Genomic DNA, 16,089 nt, shown 5'->3' with positions numbered 1-16,089 from the left:
CGATGCCTACGTTTGCATGATGTGGCGGAAATGACGTTATGAGAGCGCTAACAGTTGGAATAATCGTTTAACGTTTGACATTAAACGATTAACGATTTACGGTGTTAACCACAACAAGAGCACAACGCACGTGATCTTGAGGTTCGCGTCGGGGCGTACCCGATGCGGGAGGAATATTAAGGAAGAAGGAACATCATGGCACGAAGGAGTGTACGCCTGATCGCAGCTGTCGCAGCCGTCGCAACTCTGGCCGGCGCTTTGACCGCATGCGGCAACAAGCAGGCTACCACCGACGAGAACGGCAAGCCGATTGTCAATATTCTTGTCCGTCGTAACGTAACCGACCACCCCATGCAGGACACCCAGTACTCCAAGGATCTGGAAGCCGCCTGCGACTGCACCATCAAGTGGCAGGAAGTCGCCGACAATGCTTGGGACCAGCAGAAGAGCGCCAAGATGGCCGCCGGCGAATTCCCCGACATCGGCCTGAGCCTGTTCAGCATGGTCGACGCGGCCAAGTACAGCACCTACTTCGAGGATCTGAAGCCGCATCTGGATAAGATGCCGAACGTCAAGAAGTTCCTCAAGGCCCAGCCGGGTGCCGAGAAGTATGTGACTGACGGAACCAAAATCGCCATGCTGCCCTCCGATCGTGGCAAAGGCTATGAGGTTTCCGGCACCCACATGTTCATCAACAAGACCTGGCTGGACAAACTGGGCCTCCAGACGCCGACCACCTGGGACGAGCTCGAGAACGTGCTCGAAGTCTTCAAGACCAATGATCCGAACGGCAACGGCAAGGACGATGAAGTCCCGATGAACATCCGCGGTCTCGGCTTCGGTCTGTGGAGCCCGCTGAGCCTGATGAACTCCGAAGGTGTGGTCACCTCCTTCATGGGCGGTAGCGCCTCCGAGCAGGGCTACTATGTGGACAACGGCAAGGTCAAGAGCTACTACACCTCCGAAGCGCTCAAGGACGTCGTCTCCTACCTGCATGAGCTGATGGCCAAAGGCCTCATCCCGAAAGACGTGCTCACCCGTGATGCATCCCAGTACAGTTCGCAGACCGTCAGCGACGGCAAGACCGCGTTGACTGGTGTCTCCTTCGGCTGGTCCAATTACGCCGAGTACGGCAACGCGCTTGGCGATCAGTACGTCACCCTGCCGCCGCTGAAGAAGGACGCCTCCACCCCTGACTCCCAGGTCAAGTGGGATTACTCCCAAGATGCCTGCCGCTGGGCCTACTCCGGTTCCGGCCTGACCGTCAATCCGAACGCAGCCAACCAGGACGCCATCTACAAGGTGATCGACGCCATGTACGGCGAGAAGCTTTCCGTGGCTGGATTCTTCGGCTCTATTCCGAATATCGTCTCCGATGACGGCGACCACCAGTACACCATCGACAAGGCTAAAGCCTACGCCGAATATCCTGACACCCGTGCCATCGCATTGCAGGACCGCTTCGGCGGCTGGATCCGCGACGACGTGAAGATGGTCAACGACACCAACGCCGATCAGGTCACCGCATCCGATCTGGGCGTACGTGAAGCACACAACCGCGTCGACGGCATCAAGGACGTCGTGCCGGTCTACGTGCGCCCCGACACCGAGGATTCCAACACCCTGCAGAACAACAACACCGCCATCTCCAACTACGCGAACAACCAGATCTCCAAGTGGGTCCAGAAGGGCGGCATCGACAAGGAATGGGATTCCTACGTGAAGAAGGTCAGCGAGCCGACGCTCGGCCTGGACGCCAACATCAAGATTTGGCAGAAGTGGTACGACAAGTACACCAAGTAGCCATAGTTAATCAGGCAGGGTTTGCGGAACGATTTTTTTAATCCCTTTTTGGAATCAATCGGCAAACCCTGCCTTTATTTGCCAAACAATCATTGGAGTTTCGATATGCCTGCAATGCAATCATCGAAAGGCGCCGCGCTACAGACCGGAAGCGTCAACGCAGCGGCGGTACGCAATAAGCCCGGTCTGTTCGACCGCATCGCCGACCACTTCCGCCGCTACTGGCAGTTGTGGGTCCTCACCGCTCCCGCCCTGTTCTTCGTAGGCCTGTTCGCCTACGTGCCGATGTGGGGCATCCAGCTTGCCTTCCGCGAGTTCGATCCGACCAAGGGCCTGACCGGCGGCAAGTTCGTAGGGCTCAAATATTTCAACGAATTCTTCCATAACCCGCTCTTCGGCGAGATCATGACCAACACCGTCCGCATCTCCCTGTGGACGCTGGTCATGGGCTTCATCTTCCCGATCATTCTGGCCCTGCTTATCAACCAGATCGGCTCGAAGAAGATCAAGGGCTTCGTGCAGACCGTCACCTACATGCCGCACTTCATCTCCGTGGTGGTCATCGTCTCGATGGTGAACATCTTCCTGTCCCCGGGCTCCGGCATCCTGGGCCGCTTCTTCGGCGACGAATCGCTGATGGGCTCCACCAGCGCCATCACCGCCGTCTACTGGATCTCCGAAGTCTGGCAGCACGTCGGCTGGAACTCCATCATCTACTTGGCCGCGCTCGCCGGCGTGGACACCTCGCTGTACGAGGCCGCGAAGATCGATGGCGCCGGTCGTCTGCAGCTGATCCGCTACGTCGACCTGCCGGCCATCATGCCGACCTGCGCGATCCTGCTCATCATGAACATGGGTTCCGTGCTGAACGTGGGCTTCGACAAGATCTACCTGATGCAGAACTCGCTGAACATGCCGGCCACCGAGGTCATCGCGACCTACACCTACAAGATCGGTATTCTTAACGGCCAGTATTCGTATTCGACCGCTATCGGCCTGTTCAACACCCTGATCAACTTCGTCTTCCTGATCACCGCGAACGCGATCGCCAAGCGCGTTTCCGATACGAGTATTTTCTAGGAGGCAGCAATCATGTCTGCAACAACAACCGGGTTCGTTGCCCGCAATACGAACGATATTCCCTGGAACAAGCATGTACGGCAGAAGAAGACCCCAGCCGACTGGGCGGTCGACTTCGTCATCGTGCTGCTCCTGGTATTCACCGTGGTCGCAGTGCTCTACCCGCTGTGGTTCGTGGTCATCGCGTCGTTCTCCAATCCGAACGCCGTGGCCGGCGGTGAAGTGTCACTGCTGCCCAAGGGCGTGACCTTCGCCGGCTATGCGAAGGTGTTCACCAACCATCGCATCTGGCAGGGCTATCTCAACACGATCATCTACTCGGTGGTCGGCACCGCGGTCAACATGGCCGTGACCATCCCCTGCGCCTTCGCACTGTCCCGCCGCGAATTCAAGCCGCGCCGCGTCATCATGTTCCTGTTCACCGTCACCATGTTCATCAGCGGCGGCCTGATCCCGAACTACTTGCTGTACAAGGCCCTCGGCATCAACAACACCATGTGGGTGTTCATCCTGCCAGGCGCGGTCTCCGTGTACAACGTGATCGTGGCACGCTCCTTCTTCGAAACCTCCATTCCGGAGGAGCTGCATGATGCGGCGCAGATCGACGGCCTGAGCTACTTCGGCTACTTCTTCAAGATCGTGCTGCCGTTGAGCTCCGCCATCCTCGCCGTCATCGGCCTGTACTACTTCGTCGGCCACTGGAACGACTTCATGACAGGCTTGATCTACATCACCGACGATTCGAAGCAGCCGTTGCAGGTGGTCTTGCAGCAGTTGCTGCTGGTGGCGCAAGGTACCGGTACGAACGTCAACGCCGCGGCCCAACAGCAGGCGGCCGACCAGATCAAGTTCGGCATCATCATCGTCTCCACCCTGCCTCTGCTGGTGCTGTACCCGTTCCTGCAGAAGTACTTCAACAAGGGCGTCATGCTCGGTGCCGTCAAGGGCTGATTGAAAGGGATTTGCCATGCTCGCTCGTTTTTCCGTGGCCTATGAACGGTTCTGCCGTCTGTTGCTCACGATCTTCGTGGTGAACATCGCCATGCTCGTGCACACACTGCTGGGTGCCGTGGTGCTGGGATTCTTCCCATCCTGCGCCGCCGCGCAAACCACGTTCCGCACGTGGCTGCGTGCCGAGGATCGGTCGATGCGTGCCAAGGAAGTATGGGGCATCTTCCACGGTGCATGGAAAAACGAGCTCAAGCAGGCGAATCTCTTCGGCTGGCCGTTGGCCGTATGCTGGGTGGTGCTCGCCATCGACTACTACATGATGAACTGGCATGCACGCGGAACGTTCGACGTGGCGGTTTCCGGCGTACTGTTCGTGCTGGCACTGGTATTGCTGGCCTTCACCATGCTGGTCTGGGTGGTGCGCGCGAACTATGACGAACGTCCGCTGTGGATCGTCCGCACAACGCTGACCATGATCGTGGCCCGTCCGCTGTGTACCCTGCTGCAGATCGGACTCGCACTGCTGGCGATCCTTGCCTGGGCGCAATGGCCGGGTCTGCTCATGGTGTTCGGCATGTCGCTGCCGATGTTCTGCGCTGCGTGGATCGTGTACTTGTTCAGCCGGATTCCGGGAATGGACATCCATGACCGGGAGCAGCCGGGCATCCGATACGCGAAAAGCTGAACGGCAGAGTGTCGTCAAAGAAAGGCGGGCATACAATGGAATCTGCTTCACAAAGCCGCCAAGCAGACAAGGCAAAACCATTGGTATCGATCAAAGACATCGCAAAAGAGGCCGGCGTCTCCATTTGCACCGTGTCGTTGGTCATGAACAACAAGGACCGCAATCGCGTCAGCAAGGCGGTTGCGCAACGAGTGCGCGAAACGGCCCAATCAATGGGGTACAAGCCGAACTCCGCGGCGCGCACATTGCGCACCAGCAGGTCGTATGCCCTCGGCTTTATCACCGATGAGATCGCCACCACGCCATATGCGGGGCGCGTACTGATGGGAGCGCAGGAGGCAGCGCGCAAACTCGGCTATATTCTGCTCACCGTCAACACGGGAAACAATCGGGAACTGGAGAACCAGGAGATCGCGGCCCTGCGGCAGTACCGCGTGGACGGTTTCCTGTATGCCATGATGTACCACCGTGTTGTGAAGATCCCCGCCGAACTCGAAGGCAGCCCCATGGTCGTCGTCGACAGCGAAGACGAGGATCGCAAGATTCCCTCGATCTACCCCGACGACGAAATGGCAGGGTACGACGCCACCAACCGTCTGATTCAAGCCAGATGCGGGCGCATCGTTTACTACGGTTCCTCAATCACCAATATCGCGCAGAGGGAGCGTCTGGCTGGCTATCGGCGTGCGCTTGCGGAAGCTGGTATTCCATTCGATGACGCTTTGGTCGTCAATGTATTGGAGTCGACCAACGCTGCCGCTGAGGCGGCGCGGGTGTTCGACGAAATCAAGCCGGACGGCATCTTCTGCTTCAATGATGTGCGCGCCACCTTCATCTACGAAGCCGCGCGTGAACGCGGAGTGCGCATCGGAACCGACGTGTCGGTGATCAGCATCGACAATCAACCGTTCATCACGGACGTGCTCAAGCCATCTCTGACCACGCTGGAATTGCCCCATTATGAAATGGGCTTCGAAGCGATTCGGCAGCTGGTTGCCATGATCGACGATGAAGCCGCCACGGAAAGCCTTGCACGCAGTGAGGATTCGATCAGGCGTTCGGAGAACGGTCCGATGACATCGTTGCGTTGCCGCATCATCGAACGCGATTCGATCGTTTCCTGACGGCACTGAGCCTTTTAGTATTTCCATCCATTTTCCATATTCATTTCACACGTGTAGAGGGGTCTACTATGTCGAATACCTATTCCATCTCCATCGAAACCGGCGGCTACCGGCAGCTCGATCTGTTCGCCGAACGCTGTGGCGAGGGGAACGCCGTCGTCACCGTTGCGGACGGCAACGGCGTCGCAATCGCGGCGCACACCATGCCCATCGCCGAACGCAGGCATCATTTCTCCATTGCGGTGCCGCAGAAATCCACCGTCACCGTGGCGGCAAGCGGCCTGGTTGTACGCTTCGGCTACCTTTCCGAATGCGATGACCTGCTTGACAACGGCGTTCGCTACGTGAACATGAATCCAAGCGACACCGATTGGCCTGCACAGCCCACGCTGGAACAGATCTACAACCGTTTCGGGCGTTCGGGCGCGCATTTCGAACCGTTCGCACGTTGGATGAACGATCCGAACGGCCTGTGCCAGTTCCAAGGGCGCTACCACCTGTTCTTCCAGCTCAACCCGTATGGTTTCGGCTGGGACAATATGCATTGGGGGCACGCGGTAAGCCGTGATCTGGTGCATTGGACTCATCTGCCGGTCTTCCTTGAACCGCAGCCCGAACTGCACACCGACGAGCGTATCGTCGGCGGCGCGTTCTCCGGTTCGGCCGTGACCGTGGACGAGCATGACAATCCGGCCGCCGGCAACGAGGCAAGCGCCATCCGCCTGTACCTGACCCGTCATCTGGAAATCCGCGGCGACGAATCCTCCGTCACCGAATACCAGACCACCTGCCTGTGCGAGGACGGCGTGCATGTTCGCGTGGAATCGCCGGTGGCGCTGCGTGCGAATGACGATTTTGGCTATGACTTCCGTGATCCGAAGGTTGAATGCGGCATGGGCGGCGAGGCGCTCGACCCGGATCGTGCCTATATGGTAACCGCCACCAATCTGCCGGTATCGGAATTTGGCGCAGATGCCGCCGATAGTGCGGTTCCCGGCATCAGCACCCAGAATACCGGTGGCTGGTTCACCTGCTCCCCGCAGGGCAAGCCGGGCGTCGACCAGCCGAATAACGCCACCGTTCCCGCCATGACGTTGTTCTCCGCGAAGAAGCCGCTCAAGCGCAATGTGACATGGCGCTACGAAGGGCCGGTACTCGCCGATTTCGGCCATCAGATCGCACGCACCTACGAATGCCCTGACCTGTTCCAGGTCGACGGTACGACGGTTGCCGTGGGCGCGCTGATGCATTACCGCGACAAGCAGGGACGTTTCCAGCAGGTGCGCTGGTATGCCGGCGACTTGGTGAATACCGATAATGGTCCGAAACTGGATGTCAAGGCCAGCGACTGGTGCGATTTCGGCACCGGATATTACGCCACGCAAAGCTTCGTCGACGATAACGGCCGTCGCATCGTATTCGGCTGGTATACCGACTTCCCGGCGATGCGTGTCGAACAGCCGTGCCTTGCCAACGGCATGATGTCGCTGCCGCGCGAATTGCATGTGCGTGACGGCAGGCTGTATAGCAGGCCGGTTGATGAAGTGTACCGCGAGCTGCTCGGCGAGCGTCTCGCCGTGCACGGCGATGGCGGGGATATGGTCGTTACGGCTCCCGGCAACGCATACTATGCGAACGTGCATCTGGCAGATGATGCCGATGCCATCATGGTGCTGGCGAAGGGCATCAACCCGCAGGACGGCAGGCCGACCGAACTGCTGCTGCAGCGCGTTGATGGCGTGACCCGCCTGGTGGCCAAGGGCACTGCGGTGGAGGATGTCGACTTCGACAGCGGCATTGCCGATGTTCGCCAGGTGGAGGTGTTCTTCGACCGCAATGTTGTCGAAGTGTTCCTCAATGGCGGTCAGGCGGCAGGAAGCATGCTGTTCCAAGGCGCCGATGGCGACGGTGAGCTTCGCATCGCGTCGTCCGGCAAGATCGATGCGGTTGATGCGCGTGCATTGAACGGTATTTGGCGCTAAGACGCAGAGCCGTATCCGGCGGCCCCGTTCCTGCGTGTTCCTTGTGACACGGCGGGTGCGGGGCCGCTGCCGTATGTGCAGGGGTATGTACACGATATGTGCGAGATATGGGCACAATATGTGCGCTGCGTTGTAATTTGCCGGCGGATGTTGCATGTCATGCTGTGTTGCGACACAGCGCGGGTGAATCCGCGGGCGGTGACGACCTAGGCAAACGCTTGACTACTGACATGCGCATGTGGCGTCTCACCATGTAATGCGAAAAGCGGGGGAGAGGGGTGTTTTGGCGCGTGCGTTTCCTATACTTGGGGGCACGCCCGGCAATTCGCCGAGGCGGTAACTGGATATTCGCACCTAACGATTAGGGAGTTCCATGAACAAGGCAATCATCACCGTCGTCGGTCAGGATACTGTCGGCATCATCGCACGCGTCTGCACCTATCTTTCCGCGCACAAGGTCAACGTACTCGACATTTCGCAGACCATCATCGACGGTTTCTTCAACATGATGATGATTGTGGACTACTCCAACGCCGACGAAGAATTCGGCACCGTCGTCGACGATCTCGACAAGCTCGGCGAGGAGATCGGCGTGCGCATCCGCTGCCAGCGCGAAGAGATCTTCACCAAGATGCACCGCGTCTGAGCTGCTGGCCAGGCAAGTAACCGAACCTTCGAATCCGAGCAACCGTAAGGAAAAACCATGCTGAATATCATGGAGGTCCACGAGACCAACAAGATGATCGAGCAGGAGAAGCTCGACGTGCGCACCATCACCATGGGCATCAGCCTGCTGGACTGCGCCGCCGACAGCGTCGACGAGGCCTGCGAGAACATCTACAACAAGATCACCACGTATGCCAAGGATCTCGTATCCACCGGCCAGGCCATCGAACGCGACTACGGCATCCCGATCGTCAACAAGCGCATCACCGTCACTCCGATCTCGCTGGTCGGCGCAAGCTCCTGCAAGAGCTCCGAGGACTTCGTCAAGATCGCGCACGCGCTCGACCGTGCTGCCAAGAAGGTCGGCGTCGACCTGATCGGCGGCTATTCCGCACTCGTGTCCAAGTCCATGACCCCGGCCGAGGAGATGCTTATCCGTTCCCTGCCGCAGGCGCTTTCCGAAACCGACATCGTGTGTTCCTCCGTGAACGTGGGCTCCACCAAGACCGGCATCGACATGAATTCCGTTGAACTGCTCGGCCATATCATCAAGGACATCGCGCACGCCACCGCTGATAACGATTCCTACGGATGCGTGAAGTTTGTGGCGTTCTGCAACGCCCCCGACGACAACCCGTTCATGGCGGGCGGCTTCCATGGCGTGACCGAAGGCGACGCCGTGATCAACGTCGGCGTTTCCGGCCCGGGCGTGGTCTCCCGTGCGCTGGACGAGGCCAAGGGCAAGGATTTCGAATTCCTGTGCGAAACCATCAAACGCACCGCGTTCAAGATCACGCGTGTCGGCCAGCTGGTGGCCCAGGAGGCGTCTCGTCGCCTCGGCGTGCCGTTCGGCATCATCGACCTGTCGCTTGCCCCGACCCCGGCCGTCGGCGATTCCGTTGGCGAAGTGTTGGAGAAGATCGGCTTGGAACAGGTGGGTGCCCCGGGTACCACCGCGGCGCTCGCCATGCTCAACGACCAGGTGAAGAAGGGCGGCATCATGGCGTCCTCCTATGTGGGCGGCCTGTCCGGCGCGTTCATCCCGGTCTCCGAAGACAAGAACATGATCGACGCGGCCACCAACGGCTGCCTGAAGATCGAGAAGCTTGAGGCCATGACCTGCGTGTGCTCCGTCGGCCTTGACATGATCGCCATTCCTGGCAACACCACCGCGGCCACCATCTCCGGCATCATCGCCGACGAAGCGGCCATCGGCATGGTCAACCAGAAGACCACCGCAGTGCGCGTTATCCCCGTGGAAGGCAAGGGCGTGGGCGAAATGGCCAACTTCGGCGGTCTGATGGGCTATGCGCCGATCATTCCGGTGAACCAGACCAGCTGTGAGGCCTTCGTGACCCGTGGCGGCCGCATTCCGGCACCGATCCACTCCTTCAAGAACTAGCCTCTCCTTTCCCTCTTCCTGATGCATGCGTCGCGTACGATTCATTCTTGCGATCTGTGCTTGCGTTGGGTGCATAAGCTGCTGTAATAGGGAGGTCGCAGAAGAGCGGGATATTCTATTCGCGACACACTCAAGGCCGTTCGGCCAAGCTTACGGTCTCGAACAGAATATCCCGCTCTTCTGCTCGCTTTCGTACATTTCGTTGTGTCTTGCATAAAAGAAAAGAAAACTTACTTAAGTTGAACTCAGCATAGCGGGAGAGGCGGCGGGGTCTGTTTCAGACCGTAAAGACTTGGCCTGAGCGGCCTGGAGCGTGTCGGGAATAGACCCCCGCCGCCTCTCCCGCGGAACTTGCTATACAAAAGTAAATAAATTATTGAAAAACCTAGAAGTTGGCAGGCAGGGGATGGATTACTGGCCGCCGGCGAAGCCTAGTTGGCGCCATGCTTCGTAGATGGCGATGGATGCGCAGTTGGTGAGGTTCAGGGAACGCAGGCTCGGGCGCATTGGCAATCGCACCTGTTCGGCCACATGCGGACCGGCCATAATATCCATCGGATCGGGAATATTGCCCGGCTCCGGGCCGAACAATAGAATATCGGTCGGTTTGTATTCGATATCGGTATACAGTTTGGTGGCGTGTGCAGTGAACGCGATGATGCGTGAATTCGGCATGGATTCCACTAGGTTTTCAAAATTCGGGTGTAATACCACGTGCGCCATATCGTGATAATCCAATCCGGCGCGGCGCAGCTTCGTATCGCGCAGATTGAATCCAAGTGGCTCCACCAAATGCAGGATTGTGCCGGTCACCGCGCACAGGCGGATTGCGGAACCGGTGTTGCCCGGAATGCGCGGGGAGTAGTAGCACAGGTGCGGTGTGGCGGTTTCCGCCTTCGCCGCGTCTTCGGCGCTCAGCATGGCGTCCACTACGGAAATGGGGTTGCCGTGCGCGTCGGTCACCAGCTCGTCGGGTCCGTAATTGGACTTGCGGTAACCGTATTCGAACATCTTCTCGACTTGGTCTTCGGGATTTGCTGCATCGTTAGTCATAGATGCTAAGAATATGAATGATGAACGACACCGATACCGATATCGCCTTGCGTCTCGCCGCATGGTGGGAGAGCAACGCCCGTGACCTGCCGTGGCGCTTCGGACGGGCCACCGCCTGGGGCGTGCTCGTTTCCGAAGTGATGAGCCAGCAGACCCAGATGAGCCGCGTCGTGCCGTATTGGACGGCTTGGATGGAACGGTGGCCTGATGCGCGTGCGCTCGCCGCCGCTCCGAAGGCGGAGGTCATCACCGCATGGGGCAGGCTCGGCTATCCGCGGCGCGCATTGCGATTGCAGGAGTGCGCGCGTACCGTGGCCGAACGGTATGACGGCGAACTGCCGCGCACCTATGACGAGCTGGTGGCGCTTCCCGGTGTGGGCGATTACACCGCGAGCGCGGTGATGAGTTTCGCTTTCGGCGAGCGTATCGCCGTGATCGATACGAATATTCGGCGCGTGCTGGCGCGCGCGTTCCGTGGTGAGGAGTCGTTAGGCGGTTCGGCGAGTCAGGTGGAGCGTGAGATGGCACGTCGATTGCTGCCGGAATCCGACAAGGTGTCCGTGGTGTGGAATCAGGCGGTGATGGAGCTTGGCGCGACGGTGTGCATGGCGAAAGCACCGTTGTGCGAGAGTTGCCCGATCGCGGGGCAATGCGCGTTCCTGCGCAACGGAAGGCCCGGATTGGGACAGCGGCGTACCAGGCCCCGCCAGCGTTTCCAAGGCACTGATCGCCAGGTGCGCGGGCTGGTGTTGGAAGCGTTGCGTGGGTTGCCTTCCGGCGGTACGTTGGAGCGTGCGCGGGTTGAGCGGCTGTGGGAGGATCGGGTGCAGCTCGATGCGTGCGTGGCGTCGTTGGATGATGACGGTCTTGTCGAGATGCTGCCGGACGGCTCGTTGCGCCTTCCCGAATAGGTAGACTGGTGACGTTATGGCACAGGGGAAGAAGCGTAAGCGCAAACTCAGCAAACGGCAGCAGGCGATGTACCGGCGCAGGCGCATCGTCGTCGGCGTCGCCTTGGCATTGGCGGTCGCCCTGACCGTGTTCTGCGTGTACAGCATCGGTCGTGGCATCGGCGCGGTGGGGCAGGGTATGGAAAGCCGTGCGGCGAGCCGTGTGGATGTGAGCCGTAAAGTCGTGCCGCAGCCGCATCGCACCACGGGCATCAGGAATTGCGATTCATCGAGCGTGCACATGCAGCTTTCCCCGAAGACGACTTCGATTCCCGTGGGGGGTTCCCTCGAGTGGACGGAGACGATCACGCATGACGGCGACAAGTCCTGTCTGATCGACGTTTCCGACTCCTCGGTGGTGCTCACCATCACGTCGGGCGATGACACGATCTGGCGTTCCGATTCCTGCCCAGCCGACAGCGATCTGCTGCTGATGGCGAAGGGGGATAGGAAGATCCGTACGGTGACGTGGAACGCCAATCGCAGCGGTCAGGAGTGCGTGCAGGACGATGCGCTGCCCAAGATCGATGCGGGCACGTATGTGGGCCAGCTTTCCCTGAAGGGTGATAAGGATGTCACCAGCGACCCGGTCACCGTTGTGGTGAACTGACGAGTCAATCACATCGCAGCGTGCCATGTGGCGTCACGTCCGTACCGTGGACTAGTATTTCAATTTCGCGTAAGGTATGTCATATTGCGGGCATACCGCCACAACGATGAGACGCCCGCATAGGCATATGGTGGCCATGCCGGCGTTCCCCCGGGAATTTTAGTATCGATACGAATGAGCGAGCGATAAGGAACGTCCATTGGCTACGAATACAGCTAAGACGAACACCAATACCAATATTGCGCGCGCCGACCAGCATGACATCGACCTGCACAAGGCGTCGGACCGCGTGAACTTCGGTTCCATCAAGGAACCGATCGATGTGCCCTACCTGCTGGGCGTGCAGACCGACAGCTTCGATTGGCTCGTCGGCTCCGACCGCTGGAAGAAGCGCGTGGAAGAGGACGAGAAGAACGGCACCATCACCACGCCGCACATCTCCGGCCTCGACGAGGTCTTCAGTGAAATCTCCCCGATCGAGAATTTCGCCCAGACCATGAGCCTGACCTTCTCCGACCCGTACTTCGAGGAGCCGCGTCACACCGTGCAGGAATGCAAGGAGAAGGACTACACCTACTCCGCGCCGCTGTACGTCAACGCGGAATTCGAGAACGGCGAAACCGGCGAAATCAAGTCCCAGACCGTGTTCATGGGCGATTTCCCGCTGCAGACCCCGCACGGCACCTTCATCATCGGCGGTACCGAGCGCGTGATCGTGTCCCAGCTGGTGCGTTCCCCCGGCGTGTATTTCGACCGTCAGCAGGACCGCAACTCCGATAAGGAGGTCTTCGGCGCAAAGATCATCCCGAGCCGTGGCGCATGGCTCGAGTTCGAGATCGACAAGAAGGATCAGCCGCAGGTGCGCGTGGACCGCAAGCGCAAGCAGTCCGCCATCGTCTTCCTCATGGCCATCGGCATGACCAAGCAGGAGATCCGTGAGGCCTTCCAGGATTACCCGCTGGTGCTCGACGCCTTGGAAAACACCAAGCTGCAGTCCCAGGACGAAGCCCTGAAGGACATGTACAGCAAGATCCGTCCGGCCGACACCGCGACCCCGGAAGCCGGCAAGAACCTGCTCGACTCCTTCTACTTCAACACCAAGCGTTACGATCTGGCCCGCGTCGGCCGTTACAAGATCAACCGCAAGCTTGGTCTTGAAACCGACATGAACGATCGTTCCCTGTCCCGCGAGGACATCATCGCCACGATCAAGTACCTCGTCACCCTGCATGACGGCAAGGCGACCTTCCCGGGCAAGCGCAACGGCGAGGACGTCGAACTGCGCGTCGACGTGGATGATATCGATCACTTCGGCAACCGTCGTATCCGTCAGGTCGGCGAGCTGATCCAGAACCAGCTGCGCACTGGTCTGTCCCGTATGGAGCGCGTCGTGCGCGAACGCATGACCACCCAGGATGCCGAGGCCATCACCCCGCAGTCCCTGATCAACATCCGCCCGGTGAACGCCACCATCAAGGAGTTCTTCGGCACCTCCCAGCTGTCCCAGTTCATGGACCAGAACAACCCGCTGTCCGGTGTGACCAACAAGCGTCGTCTGTCCGCACTGGGCCCTGGCGGCCTGTCCCGCGACCGCGCCTCCATGGAAGTGCGAGACGTGCACCCGTCCCACTTCGGCCGTATGTGCCCGATCGAATCCCCTGAAGGCCCGAACATCGGTCTGATCGGCTCGCTGGCAACCTTCGGCCGCGTCAACCCGTTCGGCTTCATCGAGACCCCGTACCGCAAGGTCATCAACGGCCACGTGACCGACGAGGTCGAGTACATGACCGCCGACCGCGATCTCGACCACGTGATCGCCCAGGCCAACCAGGAGCTCGACGAGAACAACAACTTCGTCCACAGCGACGCCCTTGCCCGAGTCGGCGAGGAAGAAGCGGTCGATGTGCCCGTCAGCCAGGTCGACTACATGGACGTCTCCCCGCGTCAGATGACCTCGCTGGGCGCCTCCCTGATCCCGTTCCTGGAGCATGATGAGGGCCACCGAGCACTGATGGGTACCAACATGCAGCGTCAGGCCGTGCCGCTGATCGAATCCGATCGCCCGCTGGTGGGCACCGGCTCCGAATGGCGCGCCGCCAACGATTCCGGCGACGTGATCAAGGCCGACAAGGACGGCGTGGTCACCTACGTGTCCGCCGACATGATCCGCGTGATGAACGACGATGGCACCACCAGCTCCTACAAGCTGGCCAAGTTCCAGCGTTCCAACCAGACCACCTGCTACAACCAGCGTCCGCTGATCCACGACGGTGAGCGCGTCGAAGCCGGTTCCGTGCTGGCCGACGGCCCCGCCATCCAGAAGGGCGAGCTGGCACTGGGCAAGAACCTGCTCATCGCCTTCATGCCGTGGAACGGCTACAACTACGAGGATGCTGTGATCATCTCCCAGCGCCTCGTGCAGGACGACACCCTGAGCTCCATCCACATCGAGGAGTACGAGATCGACGCCCGCGAAACCAAGCTGGGCGCCGAAGAGATCACCCGAGACCTGCCGAACGTCGGCGAGGACGCGGTGGCCAACCTTGACGAGCGCGGCATCATCCGCATCGGCGCCGAGGTCGAAGCCGGCGACATCCTGGTCGGCAAGGTCACCCCGAAGGGCGAGACCGAGCTCACCCCGGAAGAGCGCCTGCTGCGCGCCATCTTCGGTGAGAAGAGCCGCGAAGTGCGCGACACCTCGCTGCGCGTGCCCCACGGCGAGACCGGTACCGTCATCGGCATCAAGGAAATCACCCGTGAGGATGCCGAGGAGGACGGCGACGAGCTGCCCAACGGCGTGAACCAGATGATCCGCGTCTACATCGCCCAGCACCGTAAGATCACGGTCGGCGATAAGCTCTCCGGCCGCCACGGTAACAAGGGCTGCATCTCCCGCATCCTGCCGGAAGAGGACATGCCGTTCCTGGCGGACGGTACCCCGGTCGACATCATGCTGAACCCGCTGGGCGTGCCTTCCCGAATGAACCTCGGCCAGGTGCTGGAACTGCACCTCGGCTGGATCGCCCACTGCGGTTGGGACATCTCCCTGGATCCGGATCTGGAAGCCGAATGGAAGAAGCTCATCCCGAAGGGCGCCGAAAAGGCCGAGCCGGGCACCCCGGTCGCGACCCCGGTGTTCGACGGCGTCAAGCCCGACGTGCTCAAGGGCCTGCTGTCCACCACCCTGCCGAACCGCGACGGCGATCGTCTCGTCGGTCCCGACGGCAAGGCGACCCTGTACGACGGCCGCACCGGCGAACCGTTCTCCCGTCCGATCTCCGTGGGCTACATGTACATGCTGAAGCTGCACCACCTTGTCGACGACAAGATTCACGCACGCTCCACCGGTCCGTACTCCATGATCACGCAGCAGCCTCTGGGCGGTAAGGCCCAGTTCGGCGGCCAGCGCTTCGGCGAGATGGAAGTGTGGGCCCTCGAGGCCTACGGTGCCGCCTACACGCTGCACGAGATGATGACCACCAAGTCCGATGACGTCGACGGCCGCGTGCGCGTCTACGGCGCCATCGTCAAGGGTGAGAACCTGCCGCCTGCGGGCATCCCCGAATCCTTCAAGGTGCTCCTGAAGGAAATGCAGTCCCTGTCCCTGAACGTCGAAGTGCTCAACGCCGACGGCGTTGCCATCGACATGAAGGACGAGGACGACGACCCGGCCGGTGCATCCGACGATCTTGGCTTCAACATCGGCGCCCGCCCCGACGCGGCAGCCAAGGAAGATCAGGCAGCCGCCGAGCCCGAATATCAGTGATAGCGAACGGAAGATAA

The 16,089-nt window shown here is 60.1% G+C and carries 12 protein-coding genes; 11 read left to right on the top strand and 1 reads right to left on the bottom strand.

Translation table 11 applies throughout. The annotated features are described in order from the left end of the window. The first annotated feature begins 195 nt into the window (after window positions 1–195). From BUB29_RS05475 to BUB29_RS05440, 8 genes are all read left to right on the top strand, one after another. A complete protein-coding gene (locus BUB29_RS05475) occupies window positions 196–1,803 on the top strand; it encodes a type 2 periplasmic-binding domain-containing protein (RefSeq protein WP_033522263.1) in 1,608 nt (535 codons plus the stop codon). A 114-nt stretch (window positions 1,804–1,917) separates the two neighbouring features. After that, window positions 1,918–2,883, top strand: coding sequence for an ABC transporter permease (locus tag BUB29_RS05470; RefSeq protein ID WP_033522261.1), 966 nt, complete (start codon window positions 1,918–1,920; stop codon window positions 2,881–2,883). A 12-nt stretch (window positions 2,884–2,895) separates the two neighbouring features. Beyond that, window positions 2,896–3,834, top strand: a complete 939-nt coding sequence (locus tag BUB29_RS05465; protein WP_033522259.1) for a carbohydrate ABC transporter permease — start codon at window positions 2,896–2,898, stop codon at window positions 3,832–3,834. A 16-nt stretch (window positions 3,835–3,850) separates the two neighbouring features. Next, the gene (locus tag BUB29_RS05460; RefSeq protein ID WP_033522257.1) at window positions 3,851–4,519 is read left to right on the top strand and encodes a YesL family protein; all 669 of its coding nucleotides are present in this window, start codon (window positions 3,851–3,853) and stop codon (window positions 4,517–4,519) included. A 35-nt stretch (window positions 4,520–4,554) separates the two neighbouring features. Continuing rightward, window positions 4,555–5,643 carry a LacI family DNA-binding transcriptional regulator gene (locus BUB29_RS05455; protein ID WP_033522255.1) on the top strand — a complete coding sequence of 363 codons (1,089 nt, stop codon included), beginning with the start codon at window positions 4,555–4,557 and terminating at the stop codon, window positions 5,641–5,643. Between the two features lie 68 nt (window positions 5,644–5,711). Then, a complete protein-coding gene (locus BUB29_RS05450) occupies window positions 5,712–7,625 on the top strand; it encodes a glycoside hydrolase family protein (protein ID WP_033522253.1) in 1,914 nt (637 codons plus the stop codon). A gap of 373 nt (window positions 7,626–7,998) precedes the next feature. Next, a complete protein-coding gene (locus BUB29_RS05445; protein ID WP_003827114.1) occupies window positions 7,999–8,271 on the top strand; it encodes an ACT domain-containing protein in 273 nt (90 codons plus the stop codon). Window positions 8,272–8,328: 57 nt separating this feature from the next. After that, entirely contained in the window at window positions 8,329–9,693 is a 1,365-nt protein-coding gene (locus BUB29_RS05440) for a PFL family protein (protein ID WP_033522251.1), read from the top strand. Window positions 9,694–10,104: 411 nt separating this feature from the next. Here BUB29_RS05440 and BUB29_RS05435 read toward each other — a convergent pair whose 3' ends face one another. After that, window positions 10,105–10,746, bottom strand: coding sequence for a tRNA (cytidine(34)-2'-O)-methyltransferase (locus tag BUB29_RS05435; protein ID WP_073117598.1), 642 nt, complete (start codon window positions 10,744–10,746; stop codon window positions 10,105–10,107). A gap of 17 nt (window positions 10,747–10,763) precedes the next feature. Here BUB29_RS05435 and BUB29_RS05430 point away from each other — a divergent pair, with 17 nt between their 5' ends. The 3 genes from BUB29_RS05430 to rpoB all read left to right on the top strand — a co-directional run bounded on the left by BUB29_RS05430 (window position 10,764) and on the right by rpoB (window position 16,072). Beyond that, a complete protein-coding gene (locus tag BUB29_RS05430) occupies window positions 10,764–11,657 on the top strand; it encodes an HhH-GPD family protein (protein ID WP_407640914.1) in 894 nt (297 codons plus the stop codon). A 16-nt stretch (window positions 11,658–11,673) separates the two neighbouring features. Beyond that, a complete protein-coding gene (locus BUB29_RS05425) occupies window positions 11,674–12,306 on the top strand; it encodes a hypothetical protein (protein ID WP_033522248.1) in 633 nt (210 codons plus the stop codon). A 199-nt stretch (window positions 12,307–12,505) separates the two neighbouring features. Next, the gene (rpoB, locus tag BUB29_RS05420) at window positions 12,506–16,072 is read left to right on the top strand and encodes a DNA-directed RNA polymerase subunit beta (RefSeq protein ID WP_033522246.1); all 3,567 of its coding nucleotides are present in this window, start codon (window positions 12,506–12,508) and stop codon (window positions 16,070–16,072) included. Window positions 16,073–16,089: the final 17 nt, after the last annotated feature.

This window comes from Bifidobacterium merycicum DSM 6492 (genome assembly GCF_900129045.1).
In the GTDB taxonomy this organism is placed as follows: Bacteria; Actinomycetota; Actinomycetes; order Actinomycetales; family Bifidobacteriaceae; genus Bifidobacterium; species Bifidobacterium merycicum.
The sequence above is the reverse complement of the archived record's forward strand: the minus strand, read 5'-3'. Positions and strand labels throughout refer to the sequence as shown.

Coding starts and splice junctions, on each gene's coding strand:
- BUB29_RS05470 (WP_033522261.1), top strand. CDS start 1,918: ATGCAATCATCGAAAGGCGCCGCGCTACAGACCGGAAGCGTCAACGCA.
- BUB29_RS05460 (WP_033522257.1), top strand. CDS start 3,851: ATGCTCGCTCGTTTTTCCGTGGCCTATGAACGGTTCTGCCGTCTGTTG.
- BUB29_RS05455 (WP_033522255.1), top strand. CDS start 4,555: ATGGAATCTGCTTCACAAAGCCGCCAAGCAGACAAGGCAAAACCATTG.
- BUB29_RS05435 (WP_073117598.1), bottom strand. CDS start 10,746: ATGACTAACGATGCAGCAAATCCCGAAGACCAAGTCGAGAAGATGTTC.
- BUB29_RS05475 (WP_033522263.1), top strand. CDS start 196: ATGGCACGAAGGAGTGTACGCCTGATCGCAGCTGTCGCAGCCGTCGCA.
- BUB29_RS05450 (WP_033522253.1), top strand. CDS start 5,712: ATGTCGAATACCTATTCCATCTCCATCGAAACCGGCGGCTACCGGCAG.
- BUB29_RS05445 (WP_003827114.1), top strand. CDS start 7,999: ATGAACAAGGCAATCATCACCGTCGTCGGTCAGGATACTGTCGGCATC.
- BUB29_RS05425 (WP_033522248.1), top strand. CDS start 11,674: ATGGCACAGGGGAAGAAGCGTAAGCGCAAACTCAGCAAACGGCAGCAG.
- BUB29_RS05465 (WP_033522259.1), top strand. CDS start 2,896: ATGTCTGCAACAACAACCGGGTTCGTTGCCCGCAATACGAACGATATT.
- BUB29_RS05430 (WP_407640914.1), top strand. CDS start 10,764: ATGATGAACGACACCGATACCGATATCGCCTTGCGTCTCGCCGCATGG.
- BUB29_RS05440 (WP_033522251.1), top strand. CDS start 8,329: ATGCTGAATATCATGGAGGTCCACGAGACCAACAAGATGATCGAGCAG.